Origin of the sequence: Nocardia gipuzkoensis (assembly GCF_021183645.1) — a bacterium.
Lineage (GTDB): Bacteria > Actinomycetota > Actinomycetes > Mycobacteriales > Mycobacteriaceae > Nocardia > Nocardia abscessus.
The window spans coordinates 3,387,973-3,404,891 of record NZ_CP089225.1 but is presented as its reverse complement, the minus strand read 5'-3'; the positions used below and the strand labels follow the sequence as shown (position 1 = coordinate 3,404,891).

General features: G+C 69.7%; 20 protein-coding genes. 10 read left to right on the top strand and 10 right to left on the bottom strand.

Annotated features, from left to right (window positions below; all coding sequences use genetic code 11):
• Positions 1–2: 2 nt before the first annotated feature.
• Entirely contained in the window at positions 3–728 is a 726-nt protein-coding gene (gene ispD / locus LTT66_RS15220) for a 2-C-methyl-D-erythritol 4-phosphate cytidylyltransferase (protein ID WP_233067976.1), read from the bottom strand.
• Positions 729–730: 2 nt separating this feature from the next.
• Positions 731–1,219, bottom strand: a complete 489-nt coding sequence (gene carD, locus LTT66_RS15215) for an RNA polymerase-binding transcription factor CarD (protein WP_011206964.1) — start codon at positions 1,217–1,219, stop codon at positions 731–733.
• Between the two features lie 437 nt (positions 1,220–1,656).
• Between carD and LTT66_RS15210 the strand changes: the two genes are divergently transcribed.
• Complete coding sequence (locus LTT66_RS15210; protein WP_233067973.1) at positions 1,657–2,409, top strand: hypothetical protein; 753 nt, start codon at positions 1,657–1,659, stop codon at positions 2,407–2,409.
• Between the two features lie 514 nt (positions 2,410–2,923).
• Entirely contained in the window at positions 2,924–4,321 is a 1,398-nt protein-coding gene (gene radA, locus LTT66_RS15205) for a DNA repair protein RadA (protein WP_233067970.1), read from the top strand.
• Positions 4,322–4,455: 134 nt separating this feature from the next.
• Here the strand turns inward: radA and LTT66_RS15200 are convergent, their stop codons facing one another.
• Together LTT66_RS15200 and LTT66_RS15195 are read right to left on the bottom strand one after the other, a co-directional pair.
• Complete coding sequence (locus LTT66_RS15200) at positions 4,456–5,109, bottom strand: hypothetical protein (RefSeq protein ID WP_195066604.1); 654 nt, start codon at positions 5,107–5,109, stop codon at positions 4,456–4,458.
• Between the two features lie 124 nt (positions 5,110–5,233).
• Positions 5,234–5,857, bottom strand: coding sequence for a carbonic anhydrase (locus LTT66_RS15195; RefSeq protein ID WP_181719048.1), 624 nt, complete (start codon positions 5,855–5,857; stop codon positions 5,234–5,236).
• Positions 5,858–5,947: 90 nt separating this feature from the next.
• On the opposite strand from LTT66_RS15195, the gene LTT66_RS15190 reads away from it, so the two are divergent.
• Positions 5,948–6,955, top strand: a complete 1,008-nt coding sequence (locus LTT66_RS15190) for an HhH-GPD family protein (protein WP_408638800.1) — start codon at positions 5,948–5,950, stop codon at positions 6,953–6,955.
• Here LTT66_RS15190 and LTT66_RS15185 read toward each other — a convergent pair.
• Positions 6,932–7,678 (bottom strand): alpha/beta fold hydrolase, encoded by a 747-nt coding sequence (locus tag LTT66_RS15185; RefSeq protein ID WP_233067941.1) that lies wholly within the window; start codon positions 7,676–7,678, stop codon positions 6,932–6,934. The two genes, LTT66_RS15190 and LTT66_RS15185, sit on opposite strands and share 24 nt — an antisense overlap.
• A gap of 58 nt (positions 7,679–7,736) precedes the next feature.
• Between LTT66_RS15185 and mhuD the strand changes: the two genes are divergently transcribed.
• The 4 genes from mhuD to LTT66_RS15165 all read left to right on the top strand — a co-directional run bounded on the left by mhuD (position 7,737) and on the right by LTT66_RS15165 (position 9,808).
• Complete coding sequence (gene mhuD / locus LTT66_RS15180; RefSeq protein ID WP_181719050.1) at positions 7,737–8,051, top strand: mycobilin-forming heme oxygenase MhuD; 315 nt, start codon at positions 7,737–7,739, stop codon at positions 8,049–8,051.
• A gap of 262 nt (positions 8,052–8,313) precedes the next feature.
• Positions 8,314–8,508 carry a CbtB domain-containing protein gene (locus LTT66_RS15175; RefSeq protein WP_043718599.1) on the top strand — a complete coding sequence of 65 codons (195 nt, stop codon included), beginning with the start codon at positions 8,314–8,316 and terminating at the stop codon, positions 8,506–8,508.
• The gene (locus tag LTT66_RS15170; protein ID WP_233067938.1) at positions 8,499–9,290 is read left to right on the top strand and encodes a CbtA family protein; all 792 of its coding nucleotides are present in this window, start codon (positions 8,499–8,501) and stop codon (positions 9,288–9,290) included. The genes LTT66_RS15175 and LTT66_RS15170 overlap by 10 nt, the downstream gene beginning before the upstream one ends.
• 35 nt (positions 9,291–9,325) lie before the next feature.
• Positions 9,326–9,808 carry a hypothetical protein gene (locus LTT66_RS15165; RefSeq protein ID WP_233067935.1) on the top strand — a complete coding sequence of 161 codons (483 nt, stop codon included), beginning with the start codon at positions 9,326–9,328 and terminating at the stop codon, positions 9,806–9,808.
• A 65-nt stretch (positions 9,809–9,873) separates the two neighbouring features.
• Here LTT66_RS15165 and LTT66_RS15160 read toward each other — a convergent pair whose 3' ends face one another.
• From LTT66_RS15160 to LTT66_RS15150, 3 genes are all read right to left on the bottom strand, one after another.
• On the bottom strand, positions 9,874–10,314 hold the full coding sequence (locus LTT66_RS15160; protein WP_233067932.1) for an OsmC family peroxiredoxin: 441 nt from the start codon (positions 10,312–10,314) through the stop codon (positions 9,874–9,876).
• A gap of 179 nt (positions 10,315–10,493) precedes the next feature.
• Positions 10,494–10,814, bottom strand: coding sequence for a DMT family transporter (locus LTT66_RS15155; RefSeq protein ID WP_233067901.1), 321 nt, complete (start codon positions 10,812–10,814; stop codon positions 10,494–10,496).
• A gap of 1 nt (position 10,815) precedes the next feature.
• Positions 10,816–11,463 (bottom strand): FMN-dependent NADH-azoreductase, encoded by a 648-nt coding sequence (locus LTT66_RS15150; RefSeq protein WP_233067898.1) that lies wholly within the window; start codon positions 11,461–11,463, stop codon positions 10,816–10,818.
• A 105-nt stretch (positions 11,464–11,568) separates the two neighbouring features.
• Here LTT66_RS15150 and LTT66_RS15145 point away from each other — a divergent pair, with 105 nt between their 5' ends.
• Entirely contained in the window at positions 11,569–12,180 is a 612-nt protein-coding gene (locus LTT66_RS15145; RefSeq protein WP_233067895.1) for a TetR/AcrR family transcriptional regulator, read from the top strand.
• Between the two features lie 63 nt (positions 12,181–12,243).
• Here the strand turns inward: LTT66_RS15145 and LTT66_RS15140 are convergent, their stop codons facing one another.
• Together LTT66_RS15140 and LTT66_RS15135 are read right to left on the bottom strand one after the other, a co-directional pair.
• On the bottom strand, positions 12,244–13,107 hold the full coding sequence (locus LTT66_RS15140) for an ABC transporter permease (protein WP_233067881.1): 864 nt from the start codon (positions 13,105–13,107) through the stop codon (positions 12,244–12,246).
• Positions 13,104–14,006: an ABC transporter ATP-binding protein gene (locus tag LTT66_RS15135; RefSeq protein ID WP_233067872.1), complete on the bottom strand. Its 903-nt coding sequence runs from the start codon at positions 14,004–14,006 to the stop codon at positions 13,104–13,106. Before LTT66_RS15135 ends, LTT66_RS15140 begins: the two co-directional genes overlap by 4 nt.
• A 344-nt stretch (positions 14,007–14,350) precedes the next feature.
• Between LTT66_RS15135 and LTT66_RS15130 the strand changes: the two genes are divergently transcribed.
• A complete protein-coding gene (locus tag LTT66_RS15130) occupies positions 14,351–15,997 on the top strand; it encodes a sensor histidine kinase (RefSeq protein WP_233067870.1) in 1,647 nt (548 codons plus the stop codon).
• 38 nt (positions 15,998–16,035) lie between these two features.
• Positions 16,036–16,743 carry a response regulator transcription factor gene (locus LTT66_RS15125; protein WP_233067867.1) on the top strand — a complete coding sequence of 236 codons (708 nt, stop codon included), beginning with the start codon at positions 16,036–16,038 and terminating at the stop codon, positions 16,741–16,743.
• Positions 16,744–16,919: the final 176 nt, after the last annotated feature.

The window sequence follows — 16,919 nt, the reverse complement described above, 5'->3', positions numbered from 1 at the left end:
GGTCACGGCGCCACCGCTCGTGCGATGCCCGCGCCGTCGAGTACCGCGTCGGCGAGCCGGAGGTCGAGCGGAGTGGTGATCTTGAAAGCCAGCGGATCGCCGGGAATGGTGTGGACTCCGACGCCGAGCCGCTCGACCAGACCCGCGTCATCGGTTGCCTGGACGCCCTCGGTCGCGTAGGCGGAGCGCAGCAGCTCGGCCGCGAAACCCTGCGGCGTCTGGATGGCGCGCAGCCGCGCGCGGTCGGGAGTGCCGGTCACCACGCCCGCCGTGTCGATGGACTTGATGGTGTCGGCCACCGGAAGACCCGGAACCACGGCGGGACGGCCCGCGCGCAGTTCCGCCGCGACCCGGGCGATGAGCGCGGGCGGCGTGAGGGCGCGGGCGGCGTCGTGCACCAGAAAGTAGGCGGCGTCGGGCGCGGCGGCGATACCCGCTCGCACCGAGTCGATGCGTTCGGCGCCGCCGACGACCACGTGCACCGAATCCGAGGGCGGCAGCAGGGCAACGGCGCTGTCGACCAGTTCGGTGGGAACCATCACGATGATCCGGTCGACCGCACCCGAGGCGATCAAGCCTTCGACGGCGAGCCGGACCATGGGCGTGCCGCCGACCGTGACGAACGCCTTGGGTGTCGATTCACCCAGACGCACGCCACGGCCGGCGGCAGGCACCAGAGCAACGACGGGTCCGTCGGTGGAACGGACACCGTTGTCAGGTGTATTCACGGTCAGGAAGCCGCTGCGAGGACCTCATCGAGCAGGGTCTCAGCCTTGCCGTCATCGGTGCCTTCGGCCAGCGCGAGCTCACCGACAAGAATCTGCCGAGCCTTGGCGAGCATGCGCTTCTCGCCCGCGGACAGGCCGCGGTCCTGTTCCCGGCGCCACAGATCGCGGACGACCTCGGCCACCTTGTTCACATCGCCGGAAGCGAGCTTCTCGAGGTTGGCCTTGTAGCGGCGGGACCAGTTGGTCGGCTCCTCCGTATGCGGCGCGCGAAGCACCTGGAAGACCCGATCGAGACCCTCCTGACCCACGACGTCACGCACGCCGACGTATTCGGCGTTCTCCGCGGGAACCCGAACAGTGAGATCGCCTTGGGCGACCTTCAGGACCAGATACTCTTTTTGCTCACCCTTGATGGTGCGAGTCTCGATTGCTTCGATCAGCGCCGCTCCGTGGTGGGGGTAAACGACGGTGTCTCCGACCTTAAAAATCATGTGTCCCGTGCCCCTTTCGATGTTCACAGTTTAACATGCGACTCGATAACGGCGCGATCAACTGTGCAGGTCAGGGCCACAACGAGGCGACCCCGGGGCTTGACAGATGCCAGGCGGTGTGCATTACGTTGTGCCAGAACGAGTTATCTCCCGGCTCGATCGGCGCCGTTCCCCTCCCGCGGCGCGGCACGCTCTCGGCAACCTTCGAAGCTCCACCGAACCGTTACCGACACGCGTGTGTCGGCCCGGACGCACCGGTTCCCCTCCCCACCGCCGCGCTCCGGCAAGCACGGGCGCACGACGCCCCGGCAGCCGCGTTGGCACGGCCCCCGCGCCCGGCCTGCCGAGGGAACTACTACGCTGCCTAGTTACTACGCTCCCGCGCGGAGCAGAGCCCGGTCGACATGGAGGGACAACCCGTGACTGCCCTGAAAGCTGTGACCGCTCCGAAGGGGGCGCGACGTCGCATGGTGACGGTTGCCGCACTCGCCGCCGGAGCGGCGATTGTTCTGTCCGGCTGCGGCGCGGGCCAGATCTCGCAGACCGCGGACCAGGTCGCCGCGGTGAACGGCAATCACGCCGACGTCGGCCGCATCGCGCTGCGCAACGTGCACATCGTGTATCCGAACGAGGGCGCCGGATACAACAACGCGAAGGGTGGCAAGGCGCTCATCGCGCTGTCCATCATCAACAACAGCGAGTCCGTCTCCGACGAGCTGACCAGCATCACCACCGACCTCGGCACCGTCAAGCTCACCCCGGCCTCCGGCAAGTCCGTCGTCGAGCTCGCTCCGCAGCAGACCGTGGTCGCGGCGAGCCAGCCGGTCAAGCGCGAGGCCGCGCCGACCACCACCAGCGCGGCGCCGACCACCGGCGCGGGAGCGACCACCTCCGCGCCGCGCACCGCCGCACCGACCACCACGGCCGATTCGCACGGCGCGGGCGAGCACGGCGCCCAGCCCGCCGCCGATCCCGAGGCGAAGCCGATCCAGATCGAGATCACCGGCCTGGCCAAGGACATCACCCCGGGCCTGACCTACAACATCTCGTTCAACTTCAAGCAGAACGGCACCGTCCAGGTCCAGGTCCCGGTCGACGCGGGCCTGCACACCGAGCGCCACGAGTCCGACAAGTCCGGCCCGGCCGAAGCCGAACACGGCAGCGGCGCCCACGGCAGCGGCGGCCACTGAACCGCGGTCGACTCACAGTGCCGTAGCGCTGCGTCGAGATCCCGATAAGCCCGCACCCTCGCAAGGCGCGTCGACCAGCGGCAACCCGAGCCGCGCTGTGCGCAAGGCGGCGCTGCAACGGCACAACTCGAGCCGCACGGTTACCGCCTTACGCGCCCACGCGGGCCCGGGCGAAGCCGAGCACGGCAGCGGCGGCCACTGAACCCTGGTCGACACGAAGCGCCGTAGCACTGCGTATTCGAGATCCGCATACGTCCACACCCCGCAAGGGCGTGTCGAACGTCGGCAACCCGAGCCGCGCACTGCGCAAGGCGGCGCTGCAACGGCACAACTCGAGCCGCACAGTCCCCGCCCTACGCGCCCACACCGGCCCGACCACCGGTTTCGAGCGAAGCGAGACCGAGCATCCGCCGTTCGCGGCCCGGCTCGCGTCCACGCCGCGATGAAGTCGCGGCAAATCAGACACAGGCGCTGGAAATCAGACACTGTCGGGGTTGGTGCGTATGGTGCCCCTGTGGCAAAGACCAAGCCGACTTTCCGGTGCTCCGCTTGTTCGCACGAAGTCGCCAAATGGGTGGGCAAGTGCCCTGAGTGCGGAGCCTGGGGCACGGTCGACGAGGTAGTCGCGGGGGCGGGCGCGATCGGTTCCCCCGGGCGGAAGGCGATGTTGCCCAGCACCGCGGCCGCGCCGATTTCGCAGATCGACTCCAAGATCACCAAAGCGCGGCCGACCGGCGTCAGCGAGCTGGATCGGGTGCTCGGCGGCGGGGTGGTGCCCGGCTCGGTGGTGTTGCTGTCCGGCGAGCCGGGGGTGGGCAAGTCGACGCTGCTGCTCGAGGTGGCGCATCGCTGGGCCGCCCAGCGCGAGGAGAAGTCGCTGTACGTCACCGCGGAGGAGTCGGCAGGGCAGGTCCGGCTGCGCGCCGATCGCACCGGCGCGGTGCACGACCGGGTATACCTGGCGGCGGAATCGGATCTGTCGATCGTGCTCGGGCATGTCGAGCAGGTACGGCCGACGCTGCTGGTGGTCGACTCGGTGCAGACCATGCACGCCCCGGAGGTGGACGGCGTAATCGGCGGCGTCACCCAGGTACGCGAGGTCACCGCCGCGCTGACGTCGCTGGCGAAGGCGAGCGGGATCGCGGTGCTGCTGGTCGGGCACGTGACCAAGGACGGCAATGTCGCGGGCCCGCGCACGCTCGAACATCTGGTCGACGTGGTGCTGCAGTTCGAGGGCGACAAGAATTCGACTCTGCGCATGGTGCGCGGCATCAAGAACCGCTTCGGCAGCGCCGACGAGGTGGGCTGCTTCGAGCTGCACGAGGACGGCATCGCCTGTGTGGACGACCCGTCCGGCCTGTTCCTGCACCACCGGACCGATTCGGTGCCCGGCACGGCGGTGACCGTCGCCATGGACGGCAAGCGACCGCTGGTCGGCGAGGTGCAGGGCCTGACCGTGAAGACGGAGATCCCGCAGCCGCGCCGCGCCGTGAGCGGACTGGACTACAACCGGGTCGCCATGGTGCTGGCCGTCCTGCAGAGCCGCGGCCGGGTGTTCCTCGGCAAGAGCGACGTCTACGCCGCGACGGTCGGCGGTATGCGCCTGGTCGAGCCGTCCGCCGACCTGGCCATCGCGCTGGCCATCGCCAGCGCCGAGTCCGACGTGCCGATCCCGCCCGGCTGGGTGATCCTCGGCGAGGTCGGACTCGCGGGCGAGGTCCGCAAGGTGACCGGCCTCAACCGCCGACTGGCCGAAGCCGAACGCCTCGGCTTCACCACCGCCCTGGTGCCGCCCGGCCTCACGCCGGTGCGCGGCACCATGAAGATCCACGAGGTCACCGATCTCCGCTCCGCCATCCGCATGGCGGGCCTGCGCAAACTCCGCGCTGCCCCCGAAGAGGCCGCCGGCTGATCTCGACACCAGCCGCCACACTCACTGGGCAGCGTGATCCCGACCAGCCCCCGCGCTCATCGACCTCCACACCAAGCAGCGCGTACCGTGTCCCGGCTACAAACGCTCCACGCGCCCACACCGACCAACGCCTCTCAGGCGATATTGAACGGCTCGGCCATGCTTCGTACGGAACCGAGTTGCGCTATCACGCTGTACGGCCCCGGTGGCACCTGAACGCGTTCGCCCGCGCAGTTGGGCTGGGACGTGGTGCCCGACCAGGTCACCGTGAAGGCCGCCTGCTCACCGCGACTCATCGTCCGGACGTCGGGCTGGCCGTCCGGGTAGCAGTCGGTGCTCGACCACAGCCGCCGCTGGCCGTCGAGCGTGTGCACCGAAACCTGTTGCAGGCCCGAGCCCATGTCGCGGGTGCACGCCACCCCCGAGATGTTGGTGATGACGATCCCGAACACCGGCTGCTCGCCGGTCTTGTAGGTGGGCTGCTCCACGGTCACCTTGATCGCCAGCGACTGGTCCGGGCATGGGCCCGCCGCCGCGGCGCTGGTGGCCGCCGCGGAGGACTTCGGCGCGCCGGACTCGCCCGAGGGCTTGGCCGCCGCGTCGGCGGGCTTGGCGACAACCGAACTGGACCCGGCGGTCTTGGCGTCACCGGGCGAGTCGCCGCCGCCGCGCGCGATCGCGAGCACCACCCAGATCACCAGCGCCAGCGCGACCACCAGAACTCCGATGGCGAACGCGCGGCGACGCCAATAGATCTCCGGTGGCAGCGGTCCATTCGGTTCCAGCACGACTCAACGGTAAGGGCACGCTCGTGCACATCGTCTCAGGGGCACGGCGTGTCGGCTGCCCGCCCCCGTCGGCGGCGAGTACATTCCGCCGACACGCTGGGCAAACCGGGGGCGCGCCCCCGGCTCAGGCCAGCTCGCCGATATTGCCGACGACCCGGTGCAACTGCACTTTGCCCTCGGCCAGCTTGTAGGTCACACACGCGATGGCGCACTCGCCGGTCGCGACCCGCTGCGAGATGATCATCGACCGCTGCATGAGCAGGCGGCTGGTCTCCACCACGTGCCTGGCCTCCATCTCGTCGACGGTGGACAGGCCCTCACGCCGTCCGATCAGAATGGACGGCGTGACCCGCTCGACCACGCTGCGAATGAACCCGCCCGGGACCTCGCCGCCGTCCAGCGCGTCGATGGTGGCCTTCACGGCTCCGCAGCTGTCGTGGCCGAGCACTACGATGAGCGGTACGTTGAGCACCTGCACCCCGTACTCGATCGAGCCGAGGACCGAGCTGTCGACCACATGGCCCGCGGTACGCACCACGAACATGTCGCCGAGGCCCTGGTCGAAGATCAATTCGGCGGCGACCCTCGAGTCGCCGCAACCGAACAAGATCGCTTGCGGATGCTGGCCACTGACGAGCTTGGCCCGGTCCGCGGCACCCTGGCTAGGATGCAGCAGCGCACCGCTGACGAAGCGCTCGTTGCCTTCACGCAAGGACTTCCAGGCACTGATCGGGTTGGAATCCGGCATACCGACCATTGTGCACAACGATTGCGCTACCAGCGAGTTCGGTTGGTTACAGGTGGGCAAATACCGCCTGGCGGCAGTAGGACGAGGATAGTGAGGGCAGTGCGGAACGGCGTGCCGAAGGGCATCGACGCGGACACGTTGCTGGACTGGTACGGGGAGACGGCGCGCGATCTGCCCTGGCGCCGACCGGGCGTCACCGCGTGGCAGATCTTGATGAGCGAGATCATGTTGCAGCAGACCCCGGTCGTGCGGGTCGAACCGATCTGGCGGGAGTGGGTGGCGCGCTGGCCGGTCCCCTCGGCGATGGCCGCCTCCTCGCAGGCCGAAGTGCTGCGTGCCTGGGGCAAACTCGGCTATCCACGCCGCGCGCTGCGGCTGCACGAGTGCGCCAGGATGCTGGCGGCCGAGCACGGCGACGAAGTCCCGGCCGACGTGGACGTGCTGCTCGGGCTGCCCGGCATCGGGGCCTACACCGCGCGCGCCGTCGCCTGTTTCGCATACGGCCAACGAGTTCCGGTGGTGGATACCAACGTCCGCCGAGTGGTTGCCAGGGCCGTGCACGGCCGAGCGGAAGCGGGCAACCCTTCGTCGCGGGACCTCCCCGACACCGAAGCGCTGCTCCCCCACCAGGTCGACCGCGCCGCGGTGTTCTCCGCCGCGCTGATGGAACTCGGCGCGACCGTGTGCACCGCCCGCACTCCCGATTGCTCGCGCTGCCCGCTGCCGAGTTGCGCGTGGGTCACCGCGGGCAGGCCGGTGAGCGAGGTGGTCCGCCGCACCCAGAAGTACGAGGGCACCGACCGGCAAGCACGCGGTCGCCTGTTGGACGTCCTGCGCCACGCCACCGGCCCGGTGGAGCGGATGCGGCTGGATCTGGCCTGGACCCGCGACCCGGGCCAGCGCGACCGCGCCCTGCACTCGTTGCTGGTGGACGGCCTGATCGAACAGACGCCCGACGGCTTGTTCGCCCTGGCGGGCGAGGGCGGCAACCTCGGGGAGAACAGCGGAGAACCGGCCCGCGCCGGACGCGACAGCGGTTCGGCCGCCGAACCGCGCGGCGGGGCTGCTCGACCCCTACTTACCGAGCACGCGCCGTAGGAAGCGCTCGACCTCGGCCCGGTAGCGCTCCGGTTGGTCGTCGTGCACGAGATGGCCCGCACCGGGGACCAGGACGTATTCGGCGCCCGGATGCGCGGCGGCCATCTGCCGCATCTGCCCCGGTGGGGTGATGCTGTGCTCGCCCTCCAGCAACAGCGCGGGAACCCGCACCGCGTGCCAGTGCCGCCAGAAGTCGCGCGTCCCCCACTCCTCGGAGATATCGCGGAAGGTGGCGACCGAGCCGTGCAGCCGGTATCCCTCCGGACCGCGCTCGAAGGAGTTCAGGAAGTACCGCCCGGCGACCGGCCCGAAGAAGGAAAGCACGGCATCGTCGTCCGGAAATGGCTGCGGCCACGCCTCGATCATCGCCGCCCAGTGCGCGGCGGTGCGGCCGGTGAAGTCCGGCGCGATGTCCTCGATCACCAGTGCCCGGACCCGATCTGAGTGGGTCGCGGCGAATACCCAGCCGTGCAGCCCGCCCATCGAATGTCCGATCACCACCATCGGCGCGCCGATCGGGGCGGTGGCCGCGGCGAGGTCGTCGACGAACGCCTCGGTGGTCAATTCCGCGGGCGCCGGCCTGCCGTGGCCCGCGGCGTCGAAGGTGTAGACGTGGCCGTGCTCGCGCAGCCAGTCCAGCTGATCACGCCAGGTGCGCGCGCTGCCCATCAATCCGTGCAGCAGCAGGATCGGCGCGCCTGCTCCGCCTTCGTCGTGCAACATCGGTCCGACAATACGAGGCACCGAGCACCCGCTCGGCATCAGCCGCTAGCTTGGATGCATGGCTGTTGTGAAGATCAACGCGATCGAGGTTCCCGAGGGCGCGGGCCCCGAATTGGAGAAGCGGTTCGCCCACCGTGCGCACGCAGTCGAGGGCTCCCCCGGCTTCCTCGGCTTCCAACTGCTCCGCCCGGTCGCCGGAGAGAACCGGTACTTCGTTGTCACCCAGTGGGATTCGGAAGAGTCCTTCGCGGCGTGGCGGGACGGGCCCGCGCGTGAGGCGCACGCGGGCGAGCGCCAGAAGCCGGTCTCGACGGGTGCGTCCCTGCTCGAGTTCGAGGTCGTGCTCGACGTCGACGCCAAACCCGCGAACTGAGTCGACTACCCGCCGCCGGGTAGGTCCGCCTGCCCGGCGACTCGCCCGACGCCGTGGTACGCCCGTGCCGGACCTGGTTGACGCCGGTGGCATGCGGGTGTCACAGTTCGAAGGACAAACGCGAGGGTGATGCGGTAATTCCGGTGAGATTCCGGAGCGGTCGCGCCACTGTGTTCCACGCACCGAGTCCGGTGCCGGAAAGCCAGACACCGGCACCGTCGCGCCACCACCCGATGGGACGCGCATCCCAAGGAGGACTCGAATGGCCATCGCGCATACACCCAGCCGGGCGACCGATTCCCTGGCCACCGTGCTCGTCACGGTAGGTGTCGTTCTTCTCGCACTGCTCACGCTGTACCTGGTCGGCTTCGACCAGGGCGTCATCTCGCGCAGCGGGATGTACCTGCACGAGCTGATGCACGACGGACGCCACCTGCTGGGGCTTCCGTGCCACTGATCGGTTCGCTCCGCACACTGCTGTTGCGCGGCCTGCTGGCCGGCCTCATCGCCGGACTGCTGGCCGCCACAGTCGGTTACTTCGTCGGCGAACCCAAGGTGGACGCCGCCATCGCCATCGAGGAAGCGGGCTCCGCCGCCGAGCACACGCACGGCGAGCACGCCGAATCCCCGGGCGGGCATACCCACGGTGACGAGGAAGAACCGCTGGTGAGCCGCGGCGGCCAGAAGTTCGGGCAGTTCCTCGCGCTCGGCCTGGCCGGGCTCGCGCTCGGCGCCATCTACGCCTCGGTCGCGCATTTCGCGCGGCGCTACACCACCCTGTCCGGGCCACGGCTCGCGCTGACGCTGGGCGCGGCAGGATGGGCCGCGATCGTCGCGGTGCCGTTCTTCAAGTACCCGGCGAACCCGCCCGCCGTGGGTGATCCGGACACCATCAACGAGCGCACCCTGCTGTGGCTGGCAGCCGTCGCACTCGGTCTCGTGGCGGTCGGCGCGGCGGTGGCGGTGTTCACCGCGCTGCGCGCTCAGCCTCCCACGTTCCGGCTGGCCGGTGGCGTCGCGGCATTCGTGCTGGTCACCGCGCTCGGTTACATCCTGCTGCCCGGCGTGAACGAGGTGAGCGCGGACTTCCCGGCCACCCTGCTGTGGCAGTTCCGAGTGGCGTCCCTGGCCGAGACCGCGACGCTGTGGGCCTGCCTGGCCCTCGGCTTCGCGGCGCTCACCGAGCACGCCACGCGCACCGATACCCCGGTACCGGCGGCGGCTGCTACCGCGGGGTGATTCGCGTCGAGACGAGCTGAGGCAGTGTCGGTCCCATGACCGGCACCGCCCTTTCCGTCTGGCCCGCACCGCTGCGTGTCCACCCCGCTGAACCACCGCGCGCCGTACGCGCCGCATTCATCGCTCTGGTCGTCGCTTTGCTCGCGGGGGCCGCCGAGGGGGTAGTGCGGGCCGTTCTCGCTTTCCCCGAGTCCGACGCGGCGAGCCTCGCAGCCGGATTGGGTACGCGCGCGGCGATCTACCTTCTGGTGCTGGCCGTCGCGGTACGCCTGACCTACGGCGACCGCTGGGCCCGTCTGCTGATCACCGTCGGCATCGGCGTATTCGGGCTGTTGTCACTGACCATCGAGCCACTCGCCGCGGCCATGTCCGCCGACGAACTGCGCGACCTCTTCCGGGACGCGTCCGCGGCGTCCCTGCTGCCGGCCGCCCTGCGCACGGTCCACGTCATCGCCGTGCTGATCGCCGTCCCCGCTCTCTACACCAGCACCGCCCGCCGTCACTTCCGCAAACGCTGACGCCGGGCACCCGCGCTTCGTGCCCCGCACCTATCGCGGTGCGGGGCACGAAGCGCGGAGGCGAATCAGGCGAGAGCCGCGTCCAGGCTGATGTGGTTGACGCCCGCGAGGGCCTTGCTGACCGGGCATCCCGCCTTCGCGGCCTCGGCGGCGGCCTGGAACGCGTCGGCGTCGATACCCGACACGCGACCACGGACGGTCAGTTCGATCCCGGTGATCCGGAAACCGCCCGCCGGATCGGGGCCGAGGGTCACGTCGGCGGTGACGTCGAGGCTCTCCGGGGTGCCGCCCGCGTTGCCGATCTGCGCCGAGAGCGCCATCGCGTAGCAGGAGGAGTGCGCGGCCGCGATCAGTTCCTCCGGGCTGGTGGTGCCGTCGGCCTCCGCGGCGGAACGCTTGGGGAACGACACGTCGTACTTACCGACCCCCGAACTGGCCAGTTCGACCTGGCCCGACCCCTCCTGCAGGGTGCCGGTCCAAGCGGTACGCGCGGTACGTGTGGGCATCACGGTCCTTTCGCCGATGCTCGTTTGACGATTCAGCACGAACCTACCCCGGCCGACTCGCCCCGGCCCACCTGTTCGCCGATCGCGTTCGCGGCGGCGCGCCGACCACACGGACTGGGCGGCTCGGCGGTAAACTGCCCACGCGCCAAGCGAATCCGTCGGAACGGCGAGGCGGCCGCTTACTCCGGATTCGTGATCCTGGCCAGCACGATGCCGCCGAGGATCAACGCGAGCGCCAGCACCCGGCCCGCGCTGAGAGGATCCCGGTTGACGACGATCCCGAGGGTGATCGCGCCGAGTGCGCCGATGCCGGTGAACACCGCGTAGGCGGTGCCGACCGGCAAGGTCTGCATGGCGCGCGACAGCAGGTACACGGCGGTGGCCCCAAAAACGAAGCAGACCAGCGTCGGGACCAGGCGGGTGAAATTCTCGGTCGGCTTGATGCTCTGCGACCAGACGATCTCCACGAGACCTGCCACGACGAGCACCACCCAGCTCATCTCAGTACTCCCCGGCCAGCGCGCGAACGGTCTCCAGAGCGTCGGCGTAGGACGCGTCGTGCTCGGCACGCCGGTGCGCGAGCGCCGGGTCCTGGCGGGAATTGGCTAGCTCCGCGTGCACGAAAACGGTGTCGGACACGGCGAAATGGCCCGCGAAGAAGTCGCGGAGGAAGCGCTCTTGGTAGTCGTAGGCCGCTTTGGGCGCTCCCGGCGAGTAAGCGCCGCCGCGGGCGCTCGTCACGACGAATCTCCGGTGCCCCAGCGTCATTCGCGGGAAGGTCACCTGGTCCAGCCACGCCTTCAGCGCGGCCGGTACGGAGTAGTTGTACATCGGCGTGCCGATCAGGATCACGTCCGCCGAGAGCAGCTCCGACAGCAGCGGCTCGACGATGCCCCACGCGGCGGCCTGCGCCGGGGTCCGCACCAGGTCGCCGAGCCGCTCCAGGTCCGTGCTCGGGAGGGCGAGCACGGCGTCGCACAGCTCGGTCCACGCCGCTGCGATGAACGGCACCGGCTCGGCCGCGAGGTCGCGGTAGCGGTAACCGCCGCCGGGATGCCGCGTGCGCCATGCGTCGGCGAAAGCGGCGCTCAATTCCCTGCTGATCGATTGGCGCCGAGCGCTCGCGTCGAGATGCAACAACGTGCTCATGATCAAACCTCCGAATAACTGGACAATGTGTCCGATTCCTTCCTCGACGGTAGAGCACAAGTGGACATCTTGTCCACTTGTTCCGCGTTCGGCTACAGTCACGGCATGGAACCCCGATCCGACCTGCTCGCCGGTACCGGGCCGAGCCCGTCGGCGGCCCCCGCGGAACGCGCGGACGCGGCCCGCAACCGGGCGAAGGTGCTCGCCGCCGCAGCGGAGCTGTTCGCCACCCGGGAACCCCGCACGGTGACGATGGACGACATCGCCAAGGCCGCGGGCGTCGGCCGCGGCACCCTGTATCGGCGCTATCCGGACACCACCGCGGTCGCGGTGGCCCTCTTGGACGAACACGAACGGGCGCTGCAAGAGAAACTGCTGTCCGGCCCGCCGCCCCTCGGCCCCGGCGCCGCACCCGCGCAAAGACTGGCGGCCTTCTACGCCGCGATGGTCGAATTGCTGGACGCGCACGCGCATCTGGTCCTCGGCGCCGAAACAGGCGGAGCGCGCTTCGCGACCGGCGCCTACGGGTTCTGGTACGCCCATGTGCGAGCGCTATTGGTGGCAGCCGGGATTCGTGAGCCGGACGCCATGGTCGATCCGCTCCTCGCACCGCTGGCCGCCGAGGTCTATCGGCAGCAACGCCGGCGCGGGCTGTCCTCTCAGCAGATCACCGGCGCACTACGCTCGATCGCCGAAACCGTGCTCGGCGCCGGGTGAAACCGGTCCACTCCCGCGAAAACCGTTGGCGAGCAAAGCTCACCAACGGTTACCCCTCGTGATTCACACCAGATCGCGTTTGCGCATCAGCCAGATCGTGCCGCTCGCGAACACCACCAGGTAGGCCGCCAGCACGACCAGCGATTCGGTCCGCGGAAGCACGTCCAGCACACCCGGCGTGGCGGGACCGTCCACCGTGCGCATCGCCCCCGCCAGTGACCCCGCCGCGGTGCCGGGCAGGTGATCGGCGATCGCCCGGATCGGCGCGAAGATTCCGGCGACGCCGCGCAGCAGGTTCTCCACCACCAGCACCCAGACCAGGCCGAGCCCCACCGCGAGCGCGGGGCCGCGCGCGATCGCGCCGATCAGCGCGCCCGCCAGCGTCCACATACCGAGAATCGCTGTGCCGGTCAGGATTCCGAGCAGGGACCGGTCCAGTGCCGGTAGCGTGACCGCCTGCGACTGGGACGCCGCGATCAGCACCGCGATCGAGACATCCACGACGAATGCCGCGCACACCAGCCCCACCACCACGACCGCGAGGCTCACCACCACCCCGGCGACCGCCCGCACCCGGGAGGGCCCCTGGGTGAACACCGTCTTCCAGGTCCCCCAGCCGTACCCGCTACCGACGGTGAGTGCGCCGAGGATGAGCATCAGCGCGCCGCCGAACATGGCCATGCCCTGCGTGAAAACTTCGGGGACCGCAGGGGGCAACATCTGCCGCAGCAGCGCCTCGCGCGGCAGTCCGTTGGACATCCGTCCCGATTCGCCGGAGGTGTAGGCAAGATAGTTGAACAAGTAGGCGAATGTCAGATTCATCAGAATCCACGTGCCGAGGATGATCCAGAACGCGGGCCACTTGCGCAGCCGCAGCATTTCGGCTTTCGTGCTTGCGACCAGGTCGCGCAGTGCCCTACCGTTCATCGCGCGGTCTCCCATCGCGTCATCTCGAAGAACACTTCCTCCAGGGACTTCTCGTCGACCCGCAGCTCCAGCAGGTCCGCGCCCGAAGCCACGACCGCACGTGCCACGGCGGGCGCGGTGACGGTGTCCGACTCGATCCGGATGCCGCTCCCGGTCAGCAGCGCCGAACGCGCACCGACCAGCCCGCGCACCGCGGGCAAGGCGACCTCGAGCGGCTCGGCCCGCACCACCAGCGACGAGCCCCCGCGCAACTGCGCGACCGTCGCTTGGGTGAGCAGCCTGCCCTGCGAGATCACGCCGACCCGATCGCAGATCTCCTGTACCTCGCCGAGCAGGTGGCTCGACAGCAGCACGGTGTGGCCCTCGGCGGCCAGAGCGGTGATCAGTTCCCGCATCTCGGCCATCCCGCCCGGGTCCAGGCCGTTGGTCGGCTCGTCCAGGATGAGCAGATCGGGACTGCCCAGCAGCGCGGCGCCCACGCCGAGCCGCTGTTTCATCCCCAGCGAGTACGTGCGGAACTTGTCGTCGGCCCGCCCCACGAGTCCGACCCGGGCGAGCGCCTCCTCGACCTCCGGCCGTCCCAGCCCCCGATACCGCGCGAGCACGCGCAGGTTGTCCCGGCCGGAAAGGTAGGGGTAGAAGCCAGGACCCTCGATGAGCACGCCGATCCGGCGAACCACCGCGGGATCGCCCGGCCGATGCCCCGCGATCGTGGCGGTGCCTCGGCTCGGACGGATCAGCCCGGCCAGCATGCGCAGGGTGGTGGTCTTGCCCGCGCCGTTCGGACCGAGGAACCCGTAGATCTCGCCGGCCGCGACGCTCATGCTCACGCCGTCGACAGCGGTGTGCTCGCCGTAGCGTTTGGTCAACCCTCGGGTGACCACGATCGAATCTGTCATGCACCGAGAATCCGCCGACAACCCCATGCGGACATCCGCCGCCGAGCGATATTCGGCATACGTAGCGAGGACGACGGCCCCCAGTCCGATGCCGACGATTCAGGGGCAGGCTCACAACCCGGCCCACAGCTCACAACGCCACAGCTCACCGCCATTGTCGCGGCCGCAGCGGAGCAAGACGAGCTGCCACGGCGGATCACTGGAAGCGGGCGCGGCGGGCCGCCCTGCCCCAGGCGCGGCGTCCGGCAAATAGCCGAATCGGGGCGATTCCCGCGAAATACGTTCCCAGGCGGACGTCGAATCACGACCGAGCCGCATAGGCTACGTGGGTGCGGGTGGCAGGGATGACGGATCGAAGTTCGGTCGGCTGGGACTGGGGGGTCGCGCTCGTCGTGGCCGCGGTGCAGTTGGTCGGTGGCACCTTCGCGAACATGCGGCAGACCGGGGTGCACTCCCTCGACGTCCTCGGTTATCTGCTGCTGCTGGCCGGGCCGGTGGCGCTGATCTGGCGGCGCGTACAGCCGGTGCCCGTGCTGATCGTGGTGCTCGCCGTGTGCCTGGCGTATTTCGTGCGCGGCTACGGATACGGGCCGATCTTCGTCGCACTGGTCGTCGCCTTCCTCACCGCCGCGAGCGCCGGATCACGCTGGTGGACCTATCCTCTCGTTCCGCTCGGGTACCTGGCGCTGGTCTGGCCGCTGCCCGCGCTGCTCGGCCGCCCCGCCGACCTGTGGCAGATCGTCGCGTTGATGGCGTGGCTGGCCGTGCTGCTGCTGGCGGCCGAAGGAATCCGGCAGCGCAAGGCCGTGCTCGTCGAGCGCAAGCAGCGTGCCGAGGCCGCGCGCCGGGACGAGGAAACGCAGCGCGAGCGCCGGGCCAGCGAAGAGCGCCTCGCCATCGCGCGTGAACTGCACGACGTGCTGGCACACAGTCTCTCGATGATCAACGTGCAGTCCTCGGTCGCGCTGGAACTGCTCGACAAGCGCCCGGAACAGGCCGAGACGGCTCTCACCGCGATCAAGAACGCCAGCCGCGACGCGCTCGCCGAGGTGCATTCCCTGCTGCACACGATCCGCTCCGGCACGGCCCCCGCCGCGGCCGACGAGCAACCGGCCACGGACGACGCCGACACGGAGGAGACCGGCCTGCGCCGGACCCGTCGTTTCGCACGCACCCGCAATTCGGCTGCGGCCGAGCGTACTTCGAGCGACGGCGACCGCCCCGAGGAGTCGGCCGAGGCCGTGGCCGAGCCACCACCCGCCCCACGCGCTCCCGCGCCGAGCATCGGCGACTTGGACGATCTTCTGCAGCGCCCCCGCGCCACCGGATTGACGGTCAACACCCGGATACTCGGCACTCCGCAGCAGCTGCCCAGCGTCATCGACGTGGCGGCGGCCCGGATCGTCCAGGAGTCGCTGACCAACGTACTGCGGCACGCACCCGGCGCGGATGCCACGGTGACCGTGCGCTACACGGCGGATTCGGTCGACATCACCGTCGACAACACCCGGCCGGCCAGTGCGGCCGCGCGCTCCGGCACCAGCGGCGGCAACGGCATCATCGGCATGCGCGAGCGCACCCACGCACTCGGCGGCGCGCTCACCGCGGGTCCGCGCCCCAGCGGCGGATTCCGGGTCGCTGCCCGGCTGCCCACGCGAACCCCCGAACCAGGAGCAACCACGCCCGCGGGGACGCTTTCCGAGAACACGACGGCAGCACAGACGGACCTCCAGGGCGCGGCGGGCACGCTGCCCCAAGGCCCTGCTGCGTCAGTAACGCCGAAACGGAGCCCTGACGCCTCGGCCCCCGGAACACCGGCATCGGCCGCGGCGGGCATGACATCAGCCGACAGCAAAGCCTCACGAACGCCACCCTCGGACAACGCGGATGCGAGCCCCGACGAGCCGCGTTCAACGGCGGCCGGGCCGCAGCGCCGGTCCACCGACACGGACGAGCGGACGAACACCCGGGCTGGTCGCGCACGGCGATGACAGCACCGCGCAACCCGGCTGACCGCAAAGGAGACCCGATGGACGACGACTCCGCCGGGACGGGCACGGCGTCCGGGCCGCCCGGTGACATCCGGGTTCTCGTGGCCGACGACCAGGCGCTGGTGCGTGGCGGCTTCGTCGCGTTGCTGGATGCCCAGGACGGCATCGAGGTGGTCGGCGAGGCGGACAACGGCGAGCAGGCCGTGCGGATGACCCGTGGCCTGCGCCCCGACGTGGTGCTCATGGACATCCGCATGCCGATCCTGGACGGCTTGGCCGCCACCCGCATGATCGCCGAGGACCCGCGGCTGGCCGGTGTCCGCGTGGTCGTGCTGACCACGTTCGAGCTCGACGAGTACGTCTTCGAGGCCCTCCGCTCCGGCGCGACCGGATTCCTGGTCAAGCACACCGAACCGGCCGATCTGGTGCGTGCCGTCCGCGTGGTCGCCGCTGGTGATGCCCTGCTGTCCCCCGGAGTGACCCGGAAACTGATCGCGGAATTCTCCGCGCGCGCGAAAACACCGCCTCCGGCCACCCTCACCGAGCTCACCGACCGCGAGCGCGAAGTGATGACCTCGGTCGCCGAGGGCCTCACCAACGCCGAGATCGGCGAGCGCCTCTATATGAGCCCGGCCACCGCTCGCACGCATGTCAGTCGCATTCTCACCAAACTGCACGCCAGGGACCGCACCCAATTGGTGGTCATGGCCTACGAAGCCGGGCTCGTCCGCCCGGGCTGGCAGTAACCAACAGCGGACTGGCGCCATACTCGCGACGACATGGCGAGACGTCGTTCGCCCGGCTGGATATCAGGGCAATAGCAATTCTTCAGCAATCATTTATTTCGCAACCTGACGGCACTCGGCAATTATCTGGTTAATCTCCCGAGTGGCAGCTTCGCGCGTACGTCTCCAGGCGAATT